This window comes from Saccharibacillus sacchari (assembly GCF_037722395.1).
GTDB classification, from domain to species: Bacteria; Bacillota; Bacilli; order Paenibacillales; family Paenibacillaceae; genus Saccharibacillus; species Saccharibacillus sacchari_A.
Map to the genome: position 1 here is coordinate 311,665 of NZ_JBBKAR010000001.1, position 26,979 is coordinate 338,643.

21 protein-coding genes are annotated in these 26,979 nt (G+C 51.5%); all 21 read left to right on the top strand.

Features of this window, described 5'->3' with window-relative positions; all coding sequences use genetic code 11:
- Nucleotides 1–29 precede the first annotated feature (29 nt).
- A complete protein-coding gene (gene rpsO, locus WKI47_RS01520) occupies nucleotides 30–299 on the top strand; it encodes a 30S ribosomal protein S15 (RefSeq protein ID WP_037282261.1) in 270 nt (89 codons plus the stop codon).
- A 124-nt stretch (nucleotides 300–423) separates the two neighbouring features.
- Entirely contained in the window at nucleotides 424–2,526 is a 2,103-nt protein-coding gene (locus tag WKI47_RS01525) for a polyribonucleotide nucleotidyltransferase (RefSeq protein ID WP_340225408.1), read from the top strand.
- A gap of 212 nt (nucleotides 2,527–2,738) precedes the next feature.
- Nucleotides 2,739–4,004, top strand: coding sequence for a pitrilysin family protein (locus tag WKI47_RS01530; RefSeq protein ID WP_340225409.1), 1,266 nt, complete (start codon nucleotides 2,739–2,741; stop codon nucleotides 4,002–4,004).
- Nucleotides 3,982–4,428: a dUTP diphosphatase gene (dut, locus tag WKI47_RS01535; RefSeq protein WP_340225410.1), complete on the top strand. Its 447-nt coding sequence runs from the start codon at nucleotides 3,982–3,984 to the stop codon at nucleotides 4,426–4,428. Before WKI47_RS01530 ends, dut begins: the two co-directional genes overlap by 23 nt.
- A 181-nt stretch (nucleotides 4,429–4,609) precedes the next feature.
- Nucleotides 4,610–5,653: an aspartate-semialdehyde dehydrogenase gene (locus tag WKI47_RS01540; RefSeq protein ID WP_340225411.1), complete on the top strand. Its 1,044-nt coding sequence runs from the start codon at nucleotides 4,610–4,612 to the stop codon at nucleotides 5,651–5,653.
- 15 nt (nucleotides 5,654–5,668) lie between these two features.
- The gene (dapG, locus tag WKI47_RS01545) at nucleotides 5,669–6,889 is read left to right on the top strand and encodes an aspartate kinase (protein WP_340225412.1); all 1,221 of its coding nucleotides are present in this window, start codon (nucleotides 5,669–5,671) and stop codon (nucleotides 6,887–6,889) included.
- Between the two features lie 53 nt (nucleotides 6,890–6,942).
- Nucleotides 6,943–7,827, top strand: coding sequence for a 4-hydroxy-tetrahydrodipicolinate synthase (gene dapA, locus WKI47_RS01550; RefSeq protein WP_340225413.1), 885 nt, complete (start codon nucleotides 6,943–6,945; stop codon nucleotides 7,825–7,827).
- A gap of 611 nt (nucleotides 7,828–8,438) precedes the next feature.
- Nucleotides 8,439–10,121 carry a ribonuclease J gene (locus tag WKI47_RS01555; protein WP_340225414.1) on the top strand — a complete coding sequence of 561 codons (1,683 nt, stop codon included), beginning with the start codon at nucleotides 8,439–8,441 and terminating at the stop codon, nucleotides 10,119–10,121.
- 219 nt (nucleotides 10,122–10,340) lie between these two features.
- Nucleotides 10,341–13,139, top strand: a complete 2,799-nt coding sequence (locus WKI47_RS01560) for a DNA translocase FtsK (protein ID WP_340225415.1) — start codon at nucleotides 10,341–10,343, stop codon at nucleotides 13,137–13,139.
- Nucleotides 13,140–13,362: 223 nt separating this feature from the next.
- Nucleotides 13,363–14,649, top strand: coding sequence for an EF-P 5-aminopentanol modification-associated protein YfmF (yfmF, locus tag WKI47_RS01565; protein ID WP_340225416.1), 1,287 nt, complete (start codon nucleotides 13,363–13,365; stop codon nucleotides 14,647–14,649).
- Nucleotides 14,650–14,651: 2 nt separating this feature from the next.
- Complete coding sequence (gene yfmH, locus WKI47_RS01570; protein ID WP_340225417.1) at nucleotides 14,652–15,932, top strand: EF-P 5-aminopentanol modification-associated protein YfmH; 1,281 nt, start codon at nucleotides 14,652–14,654, stop codon at nucleotides 15,930–15,932.
- Nucleotides 15,932–16,705, top strand: a complete 774-nt coding sequence (ymfI, locus tag WKI47_RS01575) for an elongation factor P 5-aminopentanone reductase (protein ID WP_340225418.1) — start codon at nucleotides 15,932–15,934, stop codon at nucleotides 16,703–16,705. The genes yfmH and ymfI overlap by 1 nt, the downstream gene beginning before the upstream one ends.
- Before the next feature lie 166 nt (nucleotides 16,706–16,871).
- Complete coding sequence (locus WKI47_RS01580; protein WP_340225419.1) at nucleotides 16,872–17,639, top strand: YmfK family protein; 768 nt, start codon at nucleotides 16,872–16,874, stop codon at nucleotides 17,637–17,639.
- A gap of 61 nt (nucleotides 17,640–17,700) precedes the next feature.
- On the top strand, nucleotides 17,701–18,813 hold the full coding sequence (locus WKI47_RS01585) for a helix-turn-helix domain-containing protein (RefSeq protein ID WP_340225420.1): 1,113 nt from the start codon (nucleotides 17,701–17,703) through the stop codon (nucleotides 18,811–18,813).
- A gap of 196 nt (nucleotides 18,814–19,009) precedes the next feature.
- A complete protein-coding gene (locus WKI47_RS01590; RefSeq protein ID WP_340225421.1) occupies nucleotides 19,010–19,501 on the top strand; it encodes a YajQ family cyclic di-GMP-binding protein in 492 nt (163 codons plus the stop codon).
- Nucleotides 19,502–19,678: 177 nt separating this feature from the next.
- Nucleotides 19,679–20,254, top strand: coding sequence for a CDP-diacylglycerol--glycerol-3-phosphate 3-phosphatidyltransferase (gene pgsA, locus WKI47_RS01595; protein WP_340225422.1), 576 nt, complete (start codon nucleotides 19,679–19,681; stop codon nucleotides 20,252–20,254).
- 402 nt (nucleotides 20,255–20,656) lie between these two features.
- Nucleotides 20,657–21,922: a competence/damage-inducible protein A gene (locus WKI47_RS01600; protein WP_340225423.1), complete on the top strand. Its 1,266-nt coding sequence runs from the start codon at nucleotides 20,657–20,659 to the stop codon at nucleotides 21,920–21,922.
- A gap of 286 nt (nucleotides 21,923–22,208) precedes the next feature.
- Nucleotides 22,209–23,270, top strand: coding sequence for a recombinase RecA (gene recA / locus WKI47_RS01605; RefSeq protein WP_340225424.1), 1,062 nt, complete (start codon nucleotides 22,209–22,211; stop codon nucleotides 23,268–23,270).
- 112 nt (nucleotides 23,271–23,382) lie between these two features.
- The gene (locus WKI47_RS01610; RefSeq protein ID WP_340225425.1) at nucleotides 23,383–24,174 is read left to right on the top strand and encodes a regulatory protein RecX; all 792 of its coding nucleotides are present in this window, start codon (nucleotides 23,383–23,385) and stop codon (nucleotides 24,172–24,174) included.
- Between the two features lie 315 nt (nucleotides 24,175–24,489).
- Nucleotides 24,490–26,034: a ribonuclease Y gene (gene rny, locus WKI47_RS01615; protein WP_340225426.1), complete on the top strand. Its 1,545-nt coding sequence runs from the start codon at nucleotides 24,490–24,492 to the stop codon at nucleotides 26,032–26,034.
- 125 nt (nucleotides 26,035–26,159) lie between these two features.
- Nucleotides 26,160–26,957, top strand: a complete 798-nt coding sequence (locus tag WKI47_RS01620; protein WP_340225427.1) for a TIGR00282 family metallophosphoesterase — start codon at nucleotides 26,160–26,162, stop codon at nucleotides 26,955–26,957.
- Nucleotides 26,958–26,979: the final 22 nt, after the last annotated feature.

A 26,979-nucleotide genomic window follows, 5' to 3' on the forward strand; every position in this document is an offset into this window, starting at 1 on the left:
ATTTTCTACATTATTTGGAGGTGAATTGGATGGCATTGACACAAGAACGCAAGAACCAACTGATCGAAGAGCACAGAACTCACGAATCCGATACAGGATCTCCTGAAGTTCAAGTTGCGATCCTGACGGAAAACATCGTTAACCTGACGGACCACCTGCGTACGCACAAGAAAGATCACCACTCGCGTCGCGGTCTTCTGAAAATGGTCGGACAACGTCGCAGACTGTTGGCTTACCTGAAAAACAATGACGTTAGACGTTATAGCGCACTGATCGAAAAACTCGGCCTGCGTCGCTAAAATTAAAAAGTTTTGCACAAGCAGCCTGGTTGTGAACCGTATGGTCTTTTTTGGAGCCGACGGCAGCAGCCAGGTTGTTTTTTATACTTAACGAATGATCGAAGAATAGCCGAGGAGGAGTTTCATGGAACAGCAAGTAGAAATGCAGCTTGGGGGACGCACCCTTACGCTTAAAACCGGTCGTTTGGCCAAACAGGCAAATGCAGCGGTAATGGTTCACTACGGCGAGACTGTCGTGCTCTGCACCGTGACTGCCTCCAACCAGCCTAAAGACCTCGACTTTTTCCCATTAACCGTGAACTATGAAGAAAGAATGTACGCGGTAGGTAAAATTCCGGGCGGATTTATCAAACGTGAAGGACGTCCAAGCGAAAAAGCGATTTTGGCAAGTCGTTTGACCGACCGTCCGATTCGCCCGTTGTTCCCGGAAGGGTTCCGTAACGACGTGCAAATTCAAAATATCGTAATGAGCGTGGATCACGACAACGAACCGCAAATCGCGGCGATGATCGGGACTTCCGCAGCGCTCAGCATCTCCGATGTTCCGTTTGACGGACCGATCGGCGGCGTGGCCGTCGGACGCGTAGACGGTCAATTTGTCGTGAACCCGACGCTCGCTCAACAAGACGCAAGCGACCTGTATCTGGTTGTTGCCGGCACAAAAGACGCGATTATGATGGTTGAAGCCGAAGGTAACGAAGTTCCGGAAGAAGTGATGCTGGAAGCGATTATGTTCGGTCACGACGCAGTTAAGGAAATCGTCGCGAGTATCGAACAGCTCGTTGAAAAAGCCGGCAAGCCGAAGATGGCAGTGAAGCTGCATGCGGTGGACGCTGAAGTCAATGAAGCGGTACGTGCTTTTGCTGCATCCCGTCTCGTCGAAGCGGTACGCATTGCGGAAAAGCATGCGCGCCAAGATGCAATCGACGCTGTGAGCGACGAAGCCGTGACCCACTTCTCCGATCTATACTTGGAAACGCCGGACAAACTGGACGACGTCAAAGAAATTTTGCATGATATCGTCAAAGAAGAAGTTCGCCGTCTGATTACGCATGACAAAGTGCGCCCGGACGGACGCGGCTTGGCCGAAATTCGTCCGATCAGCTCCGATGTTGCGCTGCTGCCACGCGTTCACGGTTCCGGTCTGTTCACACGTGGACAAACACAGGCGCTGAGTATCTGTACGCTGGGCGTACTGGGCGATTCGCAAACGCTTGACGGCGTTTCCCCGGAAGATACCAAGCGTTTCATGCACCATTACAACTTCCCTCCATTCAGCGTAGGCGAAGCTCGTCCGCTTAGAGCACCAGGGCGTCGCGAAATCGGACACGGAGCGCTCGGTGAGCGTGCACTGATGAAAGTTATTCCTTCGGAAACCGAATTCCCATACACGATCCGTCTCGTTTCCGAAGTATTGGAATCGAACGGCTCTACGTCGCAAGCCAGCATCTGTGCCAGCACGCTGGCGATGATGGACGCAGGCGTACCGCTTAAAGCACCGGTTGCCGGTGTCGCTATGGGTCTGATTAAGGATGGCGACCATGTCTCGATCCTGTCTGATATCCAAGGCATGGAAGATCACCTCGGCGATATGGACTTCAAGGTTGCAGGTACAAAAGCAGGCGTAACCGCAATCCAAATGGATATCAAGATCGATGGCATCAGCCGCGAAATCTTGGCCGAAGCTTTGACGCAAGCCCGTGAAGGCCGCATGCACATCCTGGAGCAAATGCTTCAAGCGATTCAAGCGCCTAGAGAAAAAATGTCGAAATACGCACCGAAAATCACCATCATCAACATCAAGCCGGATAAGATCCGCGATGTGATCGGGGCAGGCGGTAAGATCATCAACAAAATCATTGAAGAGACCGGCGTCAAGATCGATATCGAGCAGGACGGCCGTGTGTTTATCGCTTCCAATGATGAAGACATGATCAACAAAGCTTCCGAGATCATTCAAAACATCGTGCGCGAAGTGGTTGTCGGCGAAGTGTACGAAGGTACCGTTCGCCGGATTGAGAAGTTCGGCGCATTCGTCGAATTGATCCCGGGCAAAGACGGACTCGTGCATATTTCGCAGCTTGCTGCGGAGCGCGTAGCCAAAGTTGAAGATGTCGTAGCCGTTGGCGACAAGCTTCAAGTCAAAGTTACAGAGATCGATGCGCAAGGCCGCGTCAATTTGTCGCATAAGATTCTGCTGAGCAATAATGCTCCTGCTAAATCGTAAATCGATCTTCCTTTATAAATGAACGAAAAAGAGACAGAATTCGCTTCTGGCTCTTTTTTTATGCATACGTCGTCTTGTGGACATGACTTTGACTGACGGAAATGCCGATGTCCAGACTGTGTTGAGTGCGACGCAAAAATTTGCTACCATAGAGTTTGCACGCTTATTTGAACTGATATCTATGGGTCGAGTGTACGGGAGGGAATAACGCTTTGGAAAAATATACGTTGAGCAACGGTCTACGAGTGGTAGCCGAGCATATCCCGGGTTCGCGCTCGGTATCGTTCGGGATCTGGGTCAAAAACGGATCTCGAAACGAGACGCAAGCCGATAACGGTATCTCGCACTTTATCGAGCATATGTTGTTCAAAGGCACAGATCGCTACAATGCAAGAGAGATTGCAGAGCAGTTCGATGCGATCGGAGGCAATGTCAACGCCTTTACATCAAAAGAATACACGAGCTATTACGCTAAAGTATTGGATGAGCATCTTCCGATTGCCATGGATACATTGGCTGATATGTTCTTTAACTCCAAGTTCGATCCGGAGGAACTGTCACGGGAAAAGAACGTAATCTTCGAAGAAATTTCAATGTATTTGGATGATCCCGACGACCTGGTTCATGATTTGATCGTGGAGGCTGCGTACGAAGGCCATCCGCTTGCGATGCCGATCTTGGGTACGCAGGAGCATTTGGAATCCATGTCGTCCGAAGATTTGATGGGGTTTATGCGTGATCGTTACACGATTAACCATACGATTGTAGCGATTGCAGGCAATCTTGGGGACGATGTTCGCGAGCTTCTTGAACAGCATTTCGGCTCATTCGAGCGTCAAGGAGTGGAACAAGCCATCACGGTTCCGTCCTTCGACGGTGGACTTGTCTACCGGAAGAAGAAGACCGAGCAGAACCATATTTGCCTGGCTTTTCAGGGGTTCGGCTATGATGATCCGCGCCAATATGCGATGGCATTGCTCAACAACTCGATCGGCGGCGGCATGAGCTCGAAGCTGTTCCAGGAAATTCGGGAAAAGCGGGGACTTGCGTATTCCGTTTACTCGTATCACAGCGCCCATATCGATAGCGGATACTTCACGATCTATGCGGGAACCGCGCCGAAACAAACCGCCGACGTGCTGCAATTGACACGTGAAGTTCTGCAAGACGTGCAGACTAACGGTCTGAGCGAATCCGAGATTTTCAAAGGCAAGCAGCAGCTTAAAGGCAGCTTGATCATGGGACTCGAAGGCAGCGGAAGCCGCATGAACCGTTTAGGGAAAAACGAGCTGATGCTCGGACGCCACGAAAGTATCGATGAGACCATTGCCAAGATCGAAGCCGTTACGGAACAGGATGTCCGCCTTGCGCTCGATCATTTGTTTGCCCAGCCGTTCGCTGTAGCCATGGTCGGAAATTCCGATCGTGCGATCAATGCTTTGAGGAGAGATGAATTTGTCCCATCTAGTACAAATTAAACGATTCGCTGGCAATGAAGATCTGGCTTTGCCGCGTAAAATGACGGAACTTGCTGCGGGTTACGATCTGCAAGCCGCTGTTCTGGAGCCAATGGTGCTCGCGCCGATGCAGCGTGCGCTTGTGCCTACGGGCATCGCGATCGCGATGCCCGGTGGGCTTGAAGCCCAAATCCGTCCACGTAGCGGTTTGGCATTCAAGCACGGGATTACCTGCCTGAATTCGCCGGGAACGATCGATGCGGATTATCGGGGAGAGATCAAAGTTCTGCTGATTAATCTGGGCCAGGAGCCGTTCACGATTGCCCGCGGTGAGCGGATTGCGCAGATGGTGTTCCAGGAAGTTCCTGATACCCAGCTAACTGAAGTCGAAGAGTTGTCGGAGACCGTTCGGGGAACCGGCGGCTTCGGCCATACAGGCAAATAGAACTTTTTTGCGGGAAGCCGCGGCCTCTTTCCAGTAAAGAAGCCGCGGGCTTTTTTTCGCTTTTGAAGTACTGGCCTCCGGCGTGAACGTCTTGCATTTTATTTGGATACAAACTATGATATTCACAATGCAAACCTTGATGTTTAGCGATTTTGCCCCATATAAAGGAGAGACAAGCCAGATGTCGAATGAAACGTTTAACGTAGCTGTAGTCGGTGCAACCGGTGCCGTCGGCGAACAAATCCTTAGGTTGCTCGAAGAGCGCAACTTCCCGGTCAAGACCCTGAAACTGCTGTCGTCCGCGAGAAGCGCAGGCAGCAAGCTCAAGTTCAAGGGACAAGAAGTGACGGTGGAAGAAGCGAAGCCGGAGAGCTTTGAAGGCGTACAAATTGCGTTGTTCAGCGCAGGCGGCGACGTCAGCAAGGTGCTTATACCGGAAGCAATCAAGCACGGTACGGTCTGCATCGACAACACGAGCGCATTCCGGATGGACCCGACAGCGCCACTCGTTGTTCCGGAAGTGAACGAGGAGAAAATTTTCGAGCACAACGGCGTCATCGCGAACCCGAACTGCTCGACGATTCAGATGGTTGCTGCGCTGAAGCCGCTCCAGGATCGCTACGGCCTTAAACGCATCATCGTTTCGACGTATCAGGCGGTATCCGGTTCGGGTGCAAAGGCGATTGCCGAGCTGAACCGTCAAACCAAGGCTATTGTGAACGGAGAACCTGTAAACCCGGATGTGCTGCCAGTCGCTTCTTTGCCGGTTAAGCATCAAATCGCATTCAATGCGGTACCGCAGATCGACAAGTTTACAGAAAACGGCTTTACCTACGAAGAAATGAAAATGGTTAACGAAACGAAAAAAATTATGGGCGACGAATCGATTCAAGTCACGGCGACTTGCGTGCGTATCCCGGTCGTGTACGGACACTCGGAATCGGTCTATGTCGAGCTAGGTTCGGAATATGACTTGCAGGAAGTACGCTCGCTGCTTGAAAACGCACCGGGCATCACGGTTGTCGACGATCCGGCGAATCAGGCTTATCCGCTTGCAACCGATGCAGCGGGTAAAAACGACGTGTTTGTCGGTCGCTTGCGTCGCGATCTCGATTCGCCGACCGGTCTGAACTTGTGGATCGTTTCGGATAATCTGCTTAAAGGCGCAGCATGGAATGCCGTGCAAATCGCAGAAATTATCGCGGCACGTTCACAGCAGGCCTAACGAAAGGAAGAGAACATGGCTATTCGGGTTCAGAAATTCGGCGGAACGTCGCTCTCTTCGGAAGAAGCAAGAGCGCACGTCGTCCGTCATGTTCAGCGCGAGTTGGCTGCCGGCTATCAGCTGGTAGTCGTTGTATCCGCGATGGGACGCAGCGGCGATCCTTATGCGACCGACACCTTGCTGGGATGGGCGGCTTCCACAAGCGGGAAGTCGCTTCCTGCGAAGGAAAAAGATTTGCTCATGGGTTGCGGAGAGATCATTTCCGCGGCTACGCTTTGCGGTATTTTACACCAGGAAGGCATAGATGCAACCGTTTTGACGGGAGCACAAGCCGGATTTATGACGGACAGCCACTTCGGTAACGCACGTATTTTGGAAATGCGTCCGGAACGGATCTTGCGCGAGTTTCAGGATCATAGCGTCGTCATCGTTACGGGTTTCCAGGGACAAAACGAATACGGCGATCTGACGACATTGGGCCGCGGCGGTAGCGATACCTCGGCAACAGCGCTTGGCGCTGCCCTGCATGCGGAGATCGTCGATATCTATACGGATGTAAACGGCATTTTGACCGCTGATCCACGCTTGGTTGAAGATGCCAAACCGCTCGACGTTGTAAGTTATACCGAAATCTGCAATATGGCTTACCAGGGAGCAAAAGTCATTCATCCCCGCGCCGTGGAAATTGCGATGCAAGCGCAAATTCCGGTTCGGGTTCGCTCGACGTTTTCGGAAGAAGAAGGTACGCTCGTTACACATCCTGAGAACTTTGCCGACGTATCTGCCGGAGTCATCGACCGTTTTGTAACCGGGATCGCCTATGTGAACGGCGTAACGCAAATTACGGTAGAGCAGCCTGACCCTAGCGGTCAGTTGTCGTTGAACGTGTTCAAAGCGATGGCCGAGAATGCAATCAGCGTCGACTTTATCAACGTTACGCCGGTCGGTGCCGTCTACACGGTATTCGATTCGGAAGCGGAACGCGCACTGGCCGCACTGCGGGCAATCGGTTATGATCCACGTGCGCTGAACGGATGCGCCAAAGTATCCGTTATCGGCGGCGGGATCAACGGCGTGCCGGGCATCATGTCGCATATCGTAGAAGCATTGACCCTGCAAAACGTACAAATTTTGCAATCGGCAGACTCGAATACGACCATTTGGGTGTTAGTGAAAAAAGACGATATGGTTAAAGCGCTCAAAGCGCTGCATACCCGTTTTGAACTGCACCGTTAATTTTTAAAAGCAGATAGAGAGATCTTGAAGCAGGAAAAAGGGGCGAATGGAAAATGGAGTTCGGACGTTTGATAACTGCCATGGTCACTCCTTTCGACAAGCAAGGGGAAGTCGCGTGGGATCAAGTTCCTGCGCTGATCGATATGTTGATTGAACAGCAGCGTACAGAGTCTATCGTCGTGTTTGGCACGACGGGCGAATCGCCTACGTTGACGGATGAAGAAAAGATCCAGCTTCTTGAAGTCTCGGTGCGCCATGCGGCGGGACGTTGTAAGATCATCGCCGGAACGGGCAGCAACGATACGCATCACAGTATTGAGCTGTCGCAAGCGGCGGAACGCGCGGGCGCGGACGCTTTGCTGTTGGTCGTGCCTTATTACAACCGACCTAATCAGGCGGGATTGTATGCGCATTTTGCGGCTATCGCACAAGCTACGACGCTTCCGGTTATGCTGTACAATGTGCCTAGCCGTACGGCTTCCAACCTTGAAGGAGCCACGACATTGCGTCTTGCGGAGTTGCCGAATGTCGTAGCGGTCAAGGAATGCGCTTCGATGGATCAGGTTGCCTATATTGCGTCTAACGCACCGGAAGGCTTCCGTATCTATTCCGGAGACGACGCCGCTTCGTTGCCCGCGCTGTCTGTCGGTGCCTACGGAATCGTCAGCGTAGCCAGCCACGTAGTCGGCGCGAAAATGAGCGAGATGCTCACCGCGCACGCAAGCGGCAACGCTAGCGAAGCAACACGCATCTATCACTCGCTACTGCCCGTATTCAAAGGCTTATTTGCTTGCCCGCACCCGGTACCCAATCCAGTGGCGGTCAAATATGCCCTAACGCTGCGCGGCCTTCAAGTCGGCAGTGTCCGCTTGCCACTTGTTGATGCGACAGAAGACGAAAAAGCATATATCCAACGTTTCATGACCGATTTTGCTTAAAGATTTAACTTGCAAGATTTGACTGCAACCAAAGCGCCGTTTCCTTATGGAAGCGGCGTTTTTTTATTCGGGGAAGATTTGTCTCCGAGCAAAGCAAACGGTAGAGAGTCAAGTTTTACAAAGATGAAGGGTTGCAAAGACAGCCTTTAGTCTTACCGTTTCGAAAGCGCCCAACGTAACTGGAAGCGAGAAGACGGAAAGAGAAATTCAGTTCAAGACGCCTTTGAACTCGGAAAACTCCTTATTTAAATCCCATCCATTTTCCGAGTGAGACAACGAATTGAACTGAATTTCTCTCGCAGTCTTCTCGCTTCCCTCCTTACCAAGAGGGAATGACAGGGCTTTCGACTTGTATTTTGGGTTTTCATTCATGTATAATGGACGCAAGTGACTGGGTGCGGGTTATAGAAAAACAACACGAACCGTATTTGACGGAGGTTCGTGCATCGGCTTGATCGGACGATATCGAGCGGCTTTTGCGTACAAAAAGCCCTCTCGAATCGTTAACGGTGAAAGCCTTTGTTCGAGCTATGCTAAAAACCGGAAAAATAGCAAATGTCCAACTTTTATAAAACAAATAGACTATGACTTTATTAGGAGGTTTACCTATCTTGGCAAAAAAAAATAATAATGCGGAGAAGTTAAGTATCTTCGCTCTTGGCGGCGTCGGCGAAATTGGTAAAAATATGTATGTTGTGCAATATGAAGATGATATCGTTGTCATCGATGCGGGTCTCAAGTTCCCGGAAGAAGACATGCTCGGGATTGACTTGGTTATTCCAGATATCAGCTATCTGACGGAAAATCGCGACAAAGTAAAAGCAATCATCATTACTCACGGACACGAAGACCATATCGGCGGTCTGCCTTACGTCATGAAGCATCTCAACGTGCCTTTGTATGCAACAAAGCTTACGCTTGGTCTGATCGAAAACAAACTGCGCGAAGCAAACCTGCTTGGCGAAACCAAACGCATTTTGATCAACGCAGATTCGGAACTGAAGCTGGGCAGCTCGCTGACCGCTACGTTCTTCAAAACCAACCACAGTATTCCGGACTCCGTCGGCGTATGCATCGAAACGCCGGAAGGCAATGTGGTTCATACAGGTGACTTCAAGTTCGACCACACCCCAGTTAACGATCAGTTCGCCGATCTGCAACGTATGGCTGAAATCGGCCAAAAAGGCGTACTGGCACTGCTGTCAGACAGCACAAACGCGGAAAAGCCGGGCTTCACGCCTTCGGAGCGCAGTGTCGGCGTCGTACTGGAAGATATTTTCCGCAAAGCGCGCCAACGCGTCGTCGTGGCTACGTTCGCTTCCAACGTGCACCGGATTCAACAGGTCGTCAACGCGGCAATCGCGACCGACCGTAAAATCGTAGTCATCGGCCGCAGCATGGTCAACGTCGTATCGATCGCTTCGGAACTGGGCTATCTGGAAATTCCGGAAGGCATGATCATCGAGCCGGAAGAAATCAACCGCATCGGAGCGGACCGCGTGGCGATTCTTTGCACGGGTAGCCAAGGCGAACCGATGTCGGCACTCAGCCGTATGGCGCGTTCCACGCACCGTAAAGTGGACATTTTGCCAGGCGATACCGTAATCATCGCGGCAACACCGGTACCGGGCAATGAAAAATACGTTGGCCGTACCATCGACGCGCTGTTCCGTTTGGGAGCAGAAGTCATCTACAGCGGATCGAACAAAGGCGTTCACGTATCCGGTCACGGTTCGCAAGAAGAACTGAAGCTGATGCTGAACCTGATGCGTCCGAAATTCTTTATCCCGATTCACGGTGAATACCGGATGCTGCGCAAGCACGCACAACTGGGCGAATCCGTTGGCGTAGAGCCGGATAACATCTTCTTGGTGGATATCGGCGATGTCGTGGAAATCCAGAACGGGGAAGCGCGTAAAGCGGGTAAAGTACCTTCCGGCAACGTATTGATCGACGGATTGGGTGTGGGTGACGTCGGGAATATCGTTCTGCGCGACCGCAAACTGCTGTCGCAAGACGGCATTCTGGTTGTCGTGGTTACGCTTAGCAAGCAGGACGGCCGTATCGTTTCCGGCCCGGATATCATCTCGCGCGGTTTCGTATACGTACGGGAATCGGAAGGTTTGCTGGACGAAGCGAACCGTGTCGTGACCAGCACGCTGCAACGTCTGATGAGCGAAAATGTCAACGAATGGGCTTCGCTGAAATCCGGTGTCAAAGATTCGCTGGGACGTTTCCTTTTCGACCAAACGCGTCGTCGTCCTATGATCCTGCCGATCATCATGGAAGTATAATTAAAAAAAGCTTGGCTTAGGCGGCGTTGCGGAGTATTTTGCAACGCCGCCGTTTTATTTAATAAGCGAAAACCTCTGCATGTGATCGACGGGATAACACAGTTGCTCAAGTGCGGTTTTTTTGTGCGGAGATCGGGGACGTAAGAAGGTTTTTCTCTGCCTTTTGGCGAACTTATGTGCTATTATAGGAAGAGTGTGTCAATGCCAGGGGGGATAGAAGTGGCTCAGAAAAAAAGCACGGGAACAAGGACTGGCAGCAGTAAAGCTCGTTCTAGCGGCAGCCGCACATCAACAAAAAGCAAAAAGAAGAAAACGGGTTCGCTTGCAAGCGCCCTTAAATACGAAATTTACGGCATTGTGCTGATTACGTTATCGGTGATTGGATTATCGGGACAAGCTTTTATCGGCCAACTGCTTTCCGCAGGCTTTGGATTGGTGCTGGGAAAAGCTTACGCGGTGATTCCTTTGCTCGGTATTTATACGGGATTGTATCTAATGATTCGCCGAGGCTTGCCTTATGGTTGGAGTGCGCGCAAGTCAGGGGTTCTATTGATTTCACTGGCCGGAGTGTTGATGCTCTCCATCGGCGAAGCACAGAGTCATATCGAACTGGAAGGACAGATGAGCGCGAGTGGGATTTTGAATGCCGTGCAAGGAGACTTGCATCGTTCCTTAATCGCGCCAAACGCAGAAATGAGCCAGACGACTCCGTTTTTAAGACCGATCGGGGGAGGATACTTCGGAGGTTTGCTGTTGTCTCTTCTGTATCTGATGGTCGGGATGACTGGAGCAAAATTGGCTTCCGGAGTCTTGCTGATTATTGGCGTTATGCTGATTACACAGATGTCGTACGTCGATTTGATGAATATGATTCGCCGTAAAGCGGGTGAAGCCGCCCGGTCTGCCGGAGAGCGTCTGAAAGAAGAACGGGCAGCCGCGGAGCAGCGCAAGATCGAAGCGGAGAAGAAAGCTGAAATTCGGGCCAAAGAAAAAGCGGAGGCCGAAGAGAAACGCCGCGCTGCGCTTCCGGAGTCCGAAGAAGAGAATCCCGAAGAATCAAGTGGTGGCTTAACCAGAGCGTTAAAAGGGCGTAAGAAAAAGCTTGCCGAAGAACCGGAAGAAATGGAAGACTTACCGCAACGGGAAGGCTTTAAAATTACGGGTATTTACCGCGTGCCGAGTGAGTTGAAAGAACGGCAAGGCAATGAAGCTCCAGAAGGGGCGGCCGAAACAAATGAAGCTGCGCTTGATATGAATAGGGCCTCAAGCGGTTCTCTATCTAATCAAGATCGGCAAGCCCCTATTATTCGAGACTTCTTCGAACATATCCGATCCGAGAAATCGCGTACAGCGGGGTCTGGTCATGGAGCGGCTGTAACCATAGACGATGACGCCGATGATTTTGAGGGAAATCCAGCGGCACCGACAGCAGTTGCAAATCCACCGTCTACAGAGGATATTGCCAACACACGGGGCGTAGCCTCTGCGGCCGGTATATCAGTTGAAGCCTTGCTGCCGGAGGGTGATCCTTCGATTCCGGCAACAGCCGGCGAGCTTGCGGAAGCTCCGATCAAGCCGCCGCCAAAGCCGTACAAACTACCTCCGCTCAAATTGCTTGCATTGCCCAAGGAAGACGAAAATGCTTCGGCCAATCAAGCGGATTATATGCAGACTGCACATAAACTGGAGACGACGCTCGAAAGTTTCGGCGTTCGCGCGCGTGTGTTGGAAGTGGTTCGGGGCCCAGCCGTTACCCGGTATGAGATCCAACCTGATGTCGGTGTCAAAGTCAGTCGCGTCGTCGGTCTTACCGATGATATCGCGCTGGCGCTGGCTGCCAAAGATATCCGGATGGAAGCGCCGATTCCGGGCAAGTCCGCGATCGGGATCGAAGTGCCGAACAACGAAGTGTCGATGGTCACGATGCGCGAAGTCATGGACACCTCCGTGTTCGCCGACGCGCCTTCCAAGCTCACCGTAGCGTTCGGTCGCGACATTTCCGGCCAGACGATCGTCGGCAATCTGGCCCGGATGCCCCATTTGCTTGTAGCGGGAGCGACAGGATCGGGCAAATCGGTCTGTATCAACGGCATCATCGCCAGTATTTTATACAAAGCGAAGCCGGACGAAGTGAAATTCCTGATGGTCGATCCGAAAATGGTCGAGTTGAATATCTATAACGGAATTCCGCATTTGCTGGCACCGGTCGTTACCGATCCCAAACGGGCATCGCTGGCTTTGAAAAAGATCGTGGTTGAGATGGAAAAACGCTACGAACTGTTCTCCAAGTCGTCAACGCGCAATATCGAAGGATATAACACGTTGATGAAAGACAATCCGTCTGCTGTTTTGCCATATATCGTGGTTATTGTCGACGAGTTGGCGGATTTGATGATGGTTGCGGCGGGGGATGTGGAAGATGCGATCGCCCGCCTTGCGCAAATGGCCCGTGCGGCGGGAATCCACTTGATCATCGCGACCCAGCGCCCGTCAGTCGACGTTATCACCGGGGTGATCAAAGCGAATATTCCGTCCCGGATCGCTTTCGGCGTATCGTCCCAGGTCGATTCGCGTACGATCCTCGATATGGGCGGCGCGGAGAAGCTGCTCGGTCGCGGCGATATGTTGTTTATGCCGATGGGAGCCTCGAAGCCCGTCCGGGTACAAGGAGCTTTCTTAAGCGATAACGAAGTGGAAGAGATCGTAGCTTTTTGCAGCGGACAAGCGGAAGCGCAGTACGATACGGATCTTGTTCCGGAGATCGATGACAGCAACGCCGAGCCGGAAGAGATAGTGGATGAATTGTATGATCAAGCCGTGCAAATCGTCGTGGAAGCCAAGCAGGCTTCTGTCTCGCTGCTTCAGCGGCGCATGAGAGTGGGCTACACGCGCGCGGCGCGTCTGGTTGACTCCATGGAAGCCCGCGGTATCGTCGGCCCGTACGAGGGCAGCAAGCCGCGCGAGGTGCTGATCTCGATCGAGCAGCTTCAGGCGAGCCGTGCAGCTGCAAGTTCCTGAACGCTTCGCTGAATCCAATCAGAATTTGCTTTTCAAGCATAAGACTTCGATGTCTGCAAAAGGAGGCTGACCTCCTTCGCGGCATCGGAGTCTTTTTTTTCCTCTAAGCCTCGTCAGTTGATTCCGCTCTTCACCGTAGTATAAAATAGTCAAGAATGGTTAAAGAGTGATAGAGCAACAAACATTCAAGCGGAATTCGCCAAAAGTCTAAGGAGTGATAACGATGAGTACCCCAGGATTTGAACGGGCAGCAGAAGGTCGAATTCGGATTCATGTATTGCCGACCAAGCGCTTCAAAACGTTCGCCGTTTCCTTATATGCCGGAGCCCCGCTTCAGGAAGAGACCGTAACGCCTATTGCGCTGACACCGTTTGTGCTGCGCCGAGGCAATGCTTCTTATCCCGAGACGATCTTGTTCCGCGAGCGTCTGGAAGAGCTGTATGGAGCCGGATTCGGATTTGATGTATACAAACGCGACGGCAGTCAGATCGTGCAGTTCCGCATGGATACGATCAACGACGCTTTCGTCAGCACGGATGAGCCGCTGTTGGAGAGTTCGCTAGCATTCCTTGGCGAGACGCTGACCCGGCCTGCTTTGGAAAATGGCGTGTTCAAGCCTAAATTCGTCGATGCCGAGCGCGATAACGTACGTAAAAAGCTCGATGCGATCATCAACAACAAAGCCCGCTATGCAGGCGTCCGTTGCGTAGAGGAGATGTTCGCAGGCGAAGCCTACCGTTTGAGCGCTCTCGGCAAACGCGAAGCGCTGGAAGCTATGGACGCGGCAGCTTTGCACGAGTCCTATCGTCAATGGCTGTCCGAAGCATCATTGGATCTGTATGTGGTAGGCGATACGACATTGGACGAAGTACGCAGCATTGTGCATAAGCACTTCGACGTGGCGGGACCCGGACATTCTCCGTATACGTATGCCAGAAGCGAAAAAAATGAAGGAGTCGGCAACCCGCATATCGTCAAAGAAGTGATGGACGTCTCGCAGGGCAAATTGAACATCGGATTCAAGACGTCGATCGATTACGCGGACGACCGTTACGCGGCGGCGCTTGTCTATAACGGCGTGCTCGGCGGATATCCGCACTCCAAACTGTTCCAAAACGTGCGCGAAAAAGCGAGCTTGGCCTACTATGCGTCGTCGCAATACGAGCCGCACAAGGCGTTCGGCACGATTCAATCGGGCATCGAAATCGGTAACTACGACCGCGCGCTCGAAATTATCCGTGTGCAGCTTGATGCGATGAAAGCCGGCGAAATTACGGAAACAGAACTGAGCCAGACCAAAGCCATGCTGGGCAATGATCTGCGCGAAGTGCGCGATTCCGCTTTCCAGATGATCCATCATGACTTCGGCGGGCGCATTTCCGGGCGGGAGCGCGCAGTATCCGAGCTGATCGAGCAAGTCGAGAGCATGACTGCGCAGCAGGTAGCCGAAGCGGCAGAAAATTTCCGGCTCGACACCATTTACTTTTTGACGGGAAAAGAGGGGGAATAACGATGGAGCGCATTGTCTACGAGCATCTGCAAGAGACTTTATATTATGAAAAACTGGATAACGGGCTCGGCGTATACGTGCTGCCGAAAGAAGGTTTCCAGAAAACATACGCGACCTTTTCGACGAACTACGGATCGGTCGATAACCGTTTCCGCGTTGCCGGACAAGAAGAACATCGCGTGCCGGACGGCATCGCCCACTTTTTGGAGCATAAAGTATTTGAAGAACCTGACGGCGACGTTTTCCTGAAGTTCTCGACGCAGGGGGCTTCGTCTAACGCATTTACAAGTTTTGATCAAACGGTTTATTTGTTCTCGGCAACGGAACGGATCGAAGAGAACCTGGAAACTTTGGTCGATTTCGTGCAGAATCCGTACTTTACGGACGAGAATGTGGAAAAAGAAAAAGGCATCATCGGCCAGGAGATCCAGATGTACCAGGATAATCCGGATTGGCGCGTGTATTACGGACTGATCGAAGCGCTGTATAGCGTACATCCCGTGCATATCGATATCGCGGGTACGATCGAATCGATCAGCGAGATCTCGAAAGAAACGCTATACGCCTGCTACAACACGTTTTACCATCCAAGCAATATGCTGCTGTTCGTTGTAGGCGGCGTCGATCCGGAAAAGGTAATCGGGCAGGTTAAACGCAACCAGGATGCCAAAAAATACGGCCCGCAAGCGGAAATCGAGCGTTTCTTCGATCCGGAACCGGAACAAGTAGCGCAAGAGCGCAAAGAGTTGAATCTTCCGGTGTCGTTGCCCAAGTGCCTTTTCGGATTCAAAGATCCGGCGCCGAAGGTGAGCGGAACGGAGCTGGTCAAGCTGGATCTGACAACCGAAGTCATGCTCGACCTGCTGCTGGGCAACAGTACGCCGTTGTACCAGAAGCTGTACGAAGAGGCTTTGATCACGGATGGCTTCGGCGGCGATTTCCGGGCAACGCCAGAGTATGCGTTCTCCGTGATCGGCGGCGATACGCGTGATCCGGATCTGTTGATCGAACGTATTCGGGAGGAAGCGGCTAAGCTGTCTGAGACAGGTTTTGACGAGCAAGCATTCGAACGCGCCCGTAAAAAGAAAATCGGCGGCTATCTGCGGATGCTTAACTCGCCAGAGAACATTGCACACGAATTCACCCGTCACAAGTTTGCCGGCGGCGATCTGTTTACGGTGTTGGAACTTTACGAAAAGATGACGCTGGACGAGGTTAATGCTCGTCTGCGCGAACATATTCGTTGGGATCGCCACGCCGTATCTATCGTACGTGGCGCATAATGACAGGCGCGGAGAAAAAAGGGCGGCGAAAGCCGTCCGATACCTGCGTACTCGTTACCGGAGCTTCCGGCGGAATCGGTTCGGCGATTGCCGAGCGATTTGCGCTGGACGGTTGCCGGGTAGCGCTGCATTATTCGACGTCGGAGGAAGCGGTTCGTTTAGTGGCTGACCGCTGTAGATCGCTTGGCGCAGTTCAAGTGCTGACCGCCAAAGCGGATATCAGCAAACGTGCTGAAGTATTGCGAATGCGTGATGAATTGAAGGCAGTTGGATTTGTGCCTGATGTGCTGGTCAATAACGCAGGCGTCGCGCATTACGGCATGTTGCAGGATGTAACGGATGAAGAATGGGATCATGTGATGAACGTGAATCTCAAAGGGACTTTTTTATGCAGCCAGGCTTTTATGGAAGATATGGTATACAGCAAGTATGGGCGGATTATCAATATGTCATCCGTCTGGGGCCTCAGCGGCGCTTCTTGCGAAGTTGCGTACTCTGCGGCAAAAGGAGGAATCAACGCCTTTACCAAGGCGCTTGCCAAAGAACTCGCCCTGTCGGGCGTTTCGGTAAATGCGGTGGCTCCGGGAGCCGTGCGTACGGCGATGCTCAAAACGTTGTCGGATGAAGAATTAAATGCGTTGGCGGAAGAAATTCCGGTTGGCCGTTTGGCCGAACCGCGCGATATCGCAGAGACCGTGCATTTCCTTGCTTCGCCGGAATGCGGGTACATGACGGGGCAGATTTTAAGTCCCAACGGAGGTTGGATTACCTGAGTCAGCATGTCCAACCTTTACCCGATTCCGTTGTGCTTCTAAAGATTAAAAATCTGTTTCTTGCGTTTAAACGGCATTTTTAATATCATTAGACGAAGGTTGAAGGTATAGCCTTGACCTGGATTCAGGCTTCAAAATTGCGCGTGATACGGAAGAGAGATGGATCATGGAAACCAAACAATGGTATATGGAATATCGCATACATAAGAATCGTCCGGGCCTTCTTGGGGACATTGCGTCGATTCTGGGCATGCTGGAAGTCAATATCATCACGATCAACGGTGTTGAAGGTCGCACACGGGGGATGCTGCTGGAGACAACGGACGATGAGAAAATTCAACTGCTCGGCGATATGTTAAAAAAGGTCGACAGCGTTACGGTGACGGCTTTGCGTCCACCGAAGCTGGTCGACATTTTGGCGGTACGTCACGGCCGGTACATTGATCGCGACTCGGATGACCGTAAAACGTTCCGTTTTACACGCGATGAACTTGGCTTGTTAGTCGACTTTCTGGGAGAGCTGTTCAAACGCGAAGGCAATCAGGTCATCGGTCTGCGCGGCATGCCAAGAGTCGGAAAAACCGAATCGATCATTGCGGGCAGCGTATGCGCGATGAAGCATTGGACGTTCGTATCCTCGACGCTGTTGCGTCAAACGGTACGTAGTCAGATGTCCGAAGACGAGATGAACCCGAATAATGTATTTATCATTGACGGGATTGTCAGCACGATCCGTTCGAATGAAAAGCACTACCAATTGCTGAATGAGATTATGGCGATGCCTTGCACAAAAGTGATCGAGCACCCGGATATTTTCATGCGCGAGTCGGATTATGACTATGCCCAGTTTGATATGATCATTGAACTGCGCAGCACGCCGGATGAAGAGATCGTTTACGACACGTTTGCTACGGGCTATACCGACGACATCTAGGGAATCTGAGCCGCACCGGATATCTGGACGGTTTTGAATACAACGAGGGGGGATGAACGGAATGTCCGATTTGGGACAACAGTTAAAAGACGCCCGTATGCAAAAAGGGCTGTCGCTTGAAGACGTACAGGAAATGACAAAGATCCGTAAACGCTATTTGGAGGCAATCGAGCAGGGGGACTTCAAAGTTCTGCCTGGGAGTTTCTATGTACGGGCTTTTATCAAAACGTATGCGGAAGCTGTAGATCTTGATCCTGAGTTGCTGCTGCAAAACCATCCCAAGGACGTACCGGCAGCCGAGCCTGAAAATGTGATGGAACCGGTATTGACCAAACGTTCCGCTCGCACTTCGGCAAGCGGAGGGGGAGGCGCACGCAGCGGCGGAAGTCGGGGAGAAGGCAGTAAAGGCCTTTCGACCGCGTTGATGTGGACGTTCCCGATCTTGATTTTGCTGATCGTGGGTATTGTTTATTTCAACAACACCAAAGACACGCCGGAAACAGCCGGCACAGGCGAAGAAACGACTTCGCAGCAACCGGCCGACAATTCGACGACTGAGCCTGCTGGCCAAGAGACTGCCGATCCGGGAACAACCGGCGGCGGGGCTCAGACGCCAGGCACGGACACAACCACCGGCGAAACGGGTACGGATACGCCGGAAGGTACGGATGCAGCAACGCCTCCGGCCGACGGCACCGATACGGCGACGCCTCCGGCGGACAACACGACTCCGCCGACCGAAGGAACCGAGACCGGGACGACCGAAGGGACAGACCCTGCGACGCCGGGAACGGACGAGACCGGACAAACAGGCGAAGAAGGCACCGACGCAACCGGCACCGCTCCCAATACCAGCGGATCGACGGTCGTAACACCTGCCGGACAAGAAGGCAAGACTACCGTCTTCGACGCGCAACCTTCGCAAGGCGGAACGGTCAAAGTCACGATCAACGCGAGCGGCATGAGTTGGTTGGAAGTCTACCGCGGCAGCACAAGCGGCGAGAAACTGTACTACCAGAACACAGAAGGCGGCGAAGCTTTGACGTTCGATCTGGACGCTCAAGGGCTGTATATCAAATCGGGCTATTCGCCGGTGACGGATATCCGCATCGACGGCCAGCCGATTACCGACGGCAAAACGACTTCGCGCTTCAAAGTCAATCTGGTTAATTAGTGGCTTGACTGTATTCGATTTAAGGGTTACGTCTATCGGAAACACGCACGGTTCAAGTGGGTTTTCGGTGGGCGTAACCTAACATTTTAAGCGGTCATGGTATTAAATCATGGAATGCACCCGGAGGGTTCGCGCTAGCGCGAGCCCTTCGCAGGTTGTTTCAAAATAATGTGACTATCGGGAAGGAAGAGGACCAATGGCTTCAGAAAGCTCAATGGATATCGTATCCAAAATGGATATGCAGGAACTCAAAAACGCAATCGATCAGGCAGAGCGCGAAATTACGAGCCGCTTCGACTTTAAAAATACCAAGACCAGTTTTGAATTGGAAAAAGATTCGCTGACGATCGTTTCGGATGACGAGTATAAGTTGGGAGCCGTTATCGACATTCTCCAATCCAAAATGATCAAACGCGGCGTACCGTTCAAAAACCTGGACTTCGGTAAAGTCGAATCTGCGTCTTTGAACACGGTTCGTCAAAAAATGGGGCTGAAATCCGGTATCGAGTCGGATAACTCCAAAAAAATCAATACATTGATCCGTGATTCGAAGCTGAAAGTGAAGAGTCAGATCCAGGGCGACCAGATCCGGGTAACTTCGAAAAGCAGAGATGATCTGCAAGCCGTCATGAAATTGCTGCGCGAAGCCGATCTCACGATCGAACTGCAATTCACCAACTTCAAGTAAATACGAGACAGAATCGATTGCCCTTCGTTTTCCTTTCGGAAAGCGGAGGGTGTTTTAATGTAGCTTGCAAGCGTTTTGACACCAAAAGTTTCGGATATTATACTTGTAACGGCATGTCTTCGTTTTTTTAGAATGAGAATATCGGGCATAGACCCGATCGGAAGGAATGGATAAACAATGAATCTTCCCAATCGTATCACGCTAAGTCGAATTTTTATGATCCCGATCATGATGGTATTTCTTCTGGTAGAGCTACCGTTTTTGCCGGAACCGCTTGTTTGGGGCGGGGTCGAACTGAGTTGGGGGCAATTGATTGCCTGCATCATCTTTATCATTGCCTCATGCACCGACGGGATCGATGGGTACATTGCGCGCAGTCGTAACCTGGTTACCAATCTGGGCAAACTGATGGACCCGCTAGCGGACAAGCTGCTTGTCTCTGCGGCATTCATTTCGCTTGTTCAAATGGATAAGCTTGCGGCATGGATGGCGATCGTCATTATCAGCCGCGAGTTCGCCGTAACCGGCCTTCGCCAAATCGCCTTGCTGGACGGCTCGGTTATGGCAGCCGGCGCAGGAGGGAAGATTAAAACCGTATTGCAAATCGTTGCGATTTCTTTGTTGCTGTTGAATAATCTTCCGTTTGAAATGTGGGGCATTCCGGCGGCGGATATTTTTGCTTGGGCAGCGGTTATTGTTACGGCCTATACAGGCGTAGATTACTTCGTGCGTAACCGTCGATTGCTGAAATAGGCGATGCGTAAGCATCAACTTTCAGGATTCGACGAACCGTCGATTGCTGAAATAGGTGATGCGTACGCATCAACTTTCAGGATTCGACGAACCGTCGATTGCTGAAATAGGTGAAGGATAGAGAAATTCCTATTGGTAAGGGAAGCTATAAGCTGCGCGGAAAATTCGTTAGCGTATGCTTGCGATGTGCTTTTCATTCGAAAGGCTTTAGGTCGCGTGTTGCATTTGGAAAGGCGAACATTTCAGCATCTGCTTTCGAAGTAGCTTTCTCAGAAAGCCTTCACTTCACTGAATTTTCCGCTCCGCTATATGCTTCGCTTGAACACGAATAAGCACTTGGACTATTTTTGGGTCTACGCATAAAAACTTTTAACTATTCTTTGCACTGGAGTGTGACCTATTATGAAAGCAGAAATCATCGCAGTAGGAACTGAACTCTTGCTTGGGCAAATTGTAAATACGAATGCGCAGTACCTGTCTCAGGAATTGGCCGCAATCGGAATCGATGTTTATTTTCAAACGGTCGTCGGCGATAACAAAGAGCGTCTGAAGGAAGCGATTCGGCAGGCTCAAGGACGCGCGGATGTGCTTGTTTTCTCCGGGGGGATCGGACCGACTCAGGATGATTTGACGAAGGATGCGATTGCCGAGGTGCTTGGACGCGAATTGCGCACGGATCGTCCGGCTATGGATAAGCTTACGGAATTTTTTGCCGATCGGGGCGTTCCGATGACTGAAAACAATGAACGGCAGGCGCTTGTGATCGACGGCTGTACGCCGCTGCCGAATGCTACCGGGCTTGCGGTAGGCGTCGCCATCAGTGAGAATTCTCACCATTATATCGTGCTGCCAGGCCCACCGAGCGAATTGAAGCCGATGTTCGCGGAGCAAGCTAAGCCCTGGTTACTTCATCAGGTTTTAACGGGTGAAATGCCGATCTACTCGCGTATTCTGAAATTTGCGGGCATCGGCGAATCGGCGTTGGAGGATAAGCTGCTTGATCTAATCGACGCGCAGACCGATCCCACGATCGCTCCTTACGCCAAGGAGGGTGAGGTTGCGATTCGTCTATCTACCAAGGCAGAGAACATCGAGGAGGCCAACGGAAGGCTTACGGCGTTGGAGGTTCAGATTCAAAGTCGATTATCCGAGCATATGTATGCGAGCGAAGATGTTCCTATTGAAGAGACAATCGTCAAAATGATGGCGGATATGGGTCTGAGCGTCAGCGCAGCGGAGAGCTGCACAGGCGGGATGGTGATGCAGAGCCTGACGACGATTCCGGGCAGCGCAGCGATGCTGCGTGGCGGGATTGTCTGCTACTCTAATGAAATGAAGGAAAAGCTGCTGAACGTGCCCCATGATTATTTGGAAGGCGCTGACGCACCTGGAGCCGTCAGCCACGAAGTGGCGGAAGTGTTGGCGGAACAGGTTCGGATGATTGCCGATTCGGATTTTGGGCTTTCCGTTACTGGCGTGGCCGGTCCAGGTTATTCCGAACGCAAACCAGCAGGGCTTGTGTATATAGGCATAGCTGAAAAAGGCGGTAAAACCGAAGTGTTCGAACTTCGGATCAAAGGCAATCGGGAAACCATACGCAAACGTTCGACTAAAACACTGCTGTATCGCTTATGGAGAAGATTGGTAGAAGCCGAAAAGCAAGACTGAACAACGGCTTCCGTGTTTGACCACGAATGTTGGCTTTGGTATAATAAGGGTACGGAAGAACCGCGGCGATACCACAGATTGCCCGCGGTTTTTTTGTGGAACGGGGGGCTTTTTTGGTTCTTGTTCCGAATGATTTTCGATCGTACGTGCATAATTGCAGTTCTCAAAAAAATACGAATATATGTTCGAAAAACGCTTGGCAAACCCGTTAAAAAGCGGTATGATAGATGTATGGAAAAGATGTAACGAACACGAAAAATACTATGAAGATAAGGGTGTGGATATATTGTCAGATCGTCGTGCTGCGCTTGATATGGCGCTTCGCCAAATAGAGAAACAATTCGGTAAGGGTTCCGTTATGAAACTTGGGGAATCCACTCACATGAACGTCGAAGTCGTACCTAGCGGTTCGATTGCTCTCGACGTTGCTCTCGGAACGGGCGGAATGCCGCGCGGCCGTATCATCGAAATTTACGGACCAGAATCTTCGGGTAAAACGACGGTAGCGCTGCATGCTGTAGCCGAAGTACAAAAAGCTGGCGGACAAGCTGCTTTCATCGACGCTGAACATGCGCTCGATCCTAAGTATGCTCGCAATCTCGGCGTTAACGTCGACGAATTGCTGCTTTCCCAACCGGATACCGGTGAACAAGGCCTGGAAATCGCCGAAGCCCTCGTTCGCAGTGGCGCGGTTGATATCATTGTTATCGACTCCGTAGCGGCGCTTGTGCCAAAAGCGGAAATCGAAGGGGAAATGGGTGATTCCCACGTAGGCCTTCAGGCTCGTTTGATGTCGCAGGCATTGCGTAAGCTCTCGGGCGCGATCAGCAAATCGAATACGATCGCGATCTTTATCAACCAGCTTCGCGAAAAAATCGGCGTTATGTTCGGTAACCCGGAAACCACTCCGGGTGGACGCGCTTTGAAATTCTATTCTACGGTACGTCTTGACGTGCGTCGGATCGAGTCGATCAAAATGGGTAACGATATCGTGGGTAACCGTACCCGTATCAAAATCGTGAAAAACAAGGTAGCGCCTCCGTTCAAACAGGCGGAAGTCGATATCATGTACGGCGAAGGCATTTCCAAAGAAGGTAGCTTGATCGATATGGGCGTAGAGATGGATATCGTCGAGAAAAGCGGAGCCTGGTATTCCTATTCAGGTGAACGTCTGGGTCAAGGTCGCGAAAACGCGAAGCAATTCCTCAAAGAAAACAAGGATATTGCGGTCACGATCGAAACGAAAATCCGTGAAGCCAGCAACCTGACTACTAAAGTAGAAGCACAAAGCGAAGCTGACAAAAAAGCGGAAGAACAAGAAGAGCAAGAGCTGTTGGAACTGGAATAATAGCTCTTGAAGGCCTAACGAATATGCTGAAGCGCCCCGGCCGATCACGGCTCGGGGCGCTTTATTATTTTCGTTTATCATTTTGCATTAAGGAAAAGAGGGGATTCGACGTATGAGTTTCGGAAAAGGAAGTTACGGAAGCCGCCGCAGTCGCAAAGAAGGACACGATTCGAACGATGAAGAAAACAAAAAAGAACGCCGCGAGGCACATTTACACCAAATCGATGATTTTCCGGAAAACGAAGCCCAAGAAATTACGCTAGTTGAGCTTGTGCGGCGTCCAGTCAACAGTTACCGGATCTATTGGGGACCGAATTATGCGACGGTTCATGAATCAACCATGATACGTTATGGAATGACCAAAGGCAGCTTTTTTAATAAACACGCCGTTGAAGAAATCGTTCGCGATAATGAACGCCAAGTCGCTTATGCGCAGGCTATCAACTTTTTGAGCTTCAAGGCCCGCACTTCCGGCGAGATCGAGCAGAAGCTGCTCGAAAAGGAATTGGACCCGGAAGCTGTGGCGGAAACCGTAAAAAGACTTGTCGAAGAAAAGCTGATCGATGACGCCTTCTATGCGCAGGAATGGACAAAACAGCGTATCGCGGGAAAGAAAAAAGGCAAGGTTGTCGTGAAGCAGGAACTTCGGCGCAAAGGGGTCGATCCGGAATTGATCGACGAAGCGTTAGAGTCGATGGGAGACGAAGACGAGCTGCGTAGCGCTGAAGAGCTAGCTGCGAAAAAGTGGCGTACAACCAAGGGAGAATCGTGGGAGCGTAAGCGCAAAACGGCTGCTTTTGTTATGCGGCGCGGCTTTTCCAGCGATATCGTCCGTAAAGCATTGGATAACGTCTTGAGCCGCGAAGGCGAAGACTCGGAAGGGCTTGGAACCGAATTCGATTGAACATAACAAAATGCAGACCAAGCAAATTTGGCAATAGCTTGACAACAACTTTTGACGAAGACTACAATAAATGAGGAACGTGTTCGGAGCGAAAGCCTTTTTCCTTCCAAAAATGCGCTTTCGTCAGCCGTCGCTTCTGCCTAATTGACTCTCCCCCGCTTGTAAAAGTCGGGCTCGGCAGCCGGTATTTGTTAAGCCGTCTTGCCTTATGGGAACAGCCTTGGGCTGTACCTTGAATGGACGAATGAGGGTATGAAAACCAAATGTTTTATCCCGAGGAATACCTTGGAGCAATCAACGAGGAGGTGAGCAGAAATGGATAGTTTCTGGGTCGCGATTCTCGTTGGAGTCGTAGCCTTATTCTTAGGGTTCCTGATCGGATATTTTATTCGCAAGTCTCTTGCTGAAGCTAAGATTTCCAGTGCCGAGCAAGCCGCGGAAAAGATCGTAGAAAATGCGAAAAAAGACGCGGAGGCACTGAAAAAAGAAACGGTTCTGGAAGCCAAAGACGAAGTGCATCGGATCAGAACCGAAGCTGAAAAAGACATTCGTGAACGTCGGAATGAAAATCAACGACTAGAGAGACGATTGTTGCAGAAAGAAGAGTCGCTGGATAAAAAATTGGAATCGCTGGAACGTAAAGAAGAACAGGTGGCGAACAAAGAGAAACGCATTGAAGAAACCAAACAACAGATCGAAAAAACGCTTGCACAGCAGTTGGCCGAGTTGGAGCGGATTTCCAACCTGACGACCGACGACGCAAGAACCATCATTTTGAGCAGCGTGGAGCAAGAAACGCGCCACGAAGCCGCACAGATGATGAAAGACATCGAGACGCAGGCCAAAGAGGAAGCGGATCGCAAAGCCAGAGAGATCATTTCGCTCTCGATTCAGCGTTGTGCCGCAGACCATGTAGCCGAGACGACGGTGTCTGTCGTTACTCTGCCTAATGAGGAAATGAAGGGCCGCATTATTGGCCGTGAAGGTCGCAACATCCGTGCGCTGGAGACGTTGACGGGGATTGACCTCATCATCGACGATACGCCGGAAGCTGTTATCCTGTCCGGTTTCGATCCGATCCGTCGAGAAATCGCACGTACGGCACTCGAAAAACTGGTTGCCGATGGACGTATTCATCCGGCACGGATCGAGGAAATGGTCGAGAAATCGCGCAAAGAAGTCGACGAGCGTATCCGCGAATATGGCGAACAAGCGACGTTCGAAGTCGGCGCACACGGCCTGCATCCGGATCTGATCAAGATTCTGGGTCGCCTACGTTTCCGTACAAGCTACGGACAGAACGTGCTCAAGCACTCGATGGAGGTTGCTTACCTGGCTGGCCTGATGGCCGGAGAACTGGGTCAGGACGTTACGCTCGCAAGACGTGCCGGCCTGCTGCATGACATCGGCAAAGCGCTTGACCATGAAGTGGAAGGATCGCACGTCGAAATCGGCGTCGAGCTTGCCAAAAAATACAAAGAGCATCCAGTGGTGATCAATAGTATCGCATCGCACCACGGCGATACCGAGGCAACTTCGATTATCGCGATGCTGGTCGGAGCGGCAGACGCATTGTCTGCGGCAAGACCGGGAGCACGTCGCGAGACTTTGGAGACGTATATTCGCAGACTCGAAAAGCTGGAAGAGATTTCCGAGTCTTTCGAAGGCGTCGAAAAGTCCTTTGCCATTCAGGCAGGACGCGAAGTGCGCGTGATGGTGCAGCCTGATCGTATTGGCGATGCCGAAAGCTTCAAGCTGGCACGCGATATCACGAAAAAGATCGAGAATGAACTGGATTATCCGGGTCATATCAAAGTCACCGTCATTCGTGAAACACGAGCAGTCGAATACGCGAAGTAACGCGGGAACGCCCGCGCTACCCAGCCATTCGCAATCCGCAGTTAAAAAACGAGAGAAACGGCTGCTTTTCCTTCACAGGACGGGGCAGCCGTTTCTTCTTGCTTGTATAGAGAGGGAGAATATTCATGAAATTGATTTTTATCGGCGATATCGTCGGAAGCCCGGGACGCCGCGCGGTCAAAGAAACCTTGCCTTATCTGAAATCGAAATACAACCCGCATATCGTGATTGCGAACGGGGAAAATGCAGCGGCAGGCAGAGGCATTACCCATGCGATTGCCAGACAGCTTTTCGAACAAGGTGTACATGGCATTACGATGGGTAATCATACTTGGGACAACAAAGATATTTTCGAATTTATCGACGATGAGCCCCGTATGGTTCGTCCAGCCAATTTCCCGCCTGGAACACCGGGGCGCGGCTATACGGTGATCAAAGCAGGAGGTAAAGAGCTGGCACTTGTTAACCTGCAAGGACGTACTTTCCTGCCCGCGATCGATTGCCCATTCCGAGCCGCCGACGAGATTGTGGATGAGCTACGCCGCAAGCATAAATGTATTCTGGTCGATTTCCATGCGGAAGCGACTTCGGAAAAGATTGCGATGGGCTGGCATTTGGACGGACGTGCTTCCCTTGTTGTAGGCACGCATACCCATGTGCAAAGCAACGATGATCGAATCCTGCCGGGCGGAACCGCTTATTTGACGGATGCAGGCATGGTAGGCCCTCGCGACGGAATTTTGGGGATGCAGCAGGAAGGGGTATTGTATCGTTTCAAAACCCAACTGCCTTCCAGATTTAACGTCGACGAAGACGGGAAATGGCATTTCCATGGGGTGTACGTGGATATTGACGAAGATACAGGACGTGCCCGAAAAATTGAAAAAATTCGCATCATGGAAGACGAATGGAGAATGGAATAGCATTTTGCAGGTTTTTTGCTAA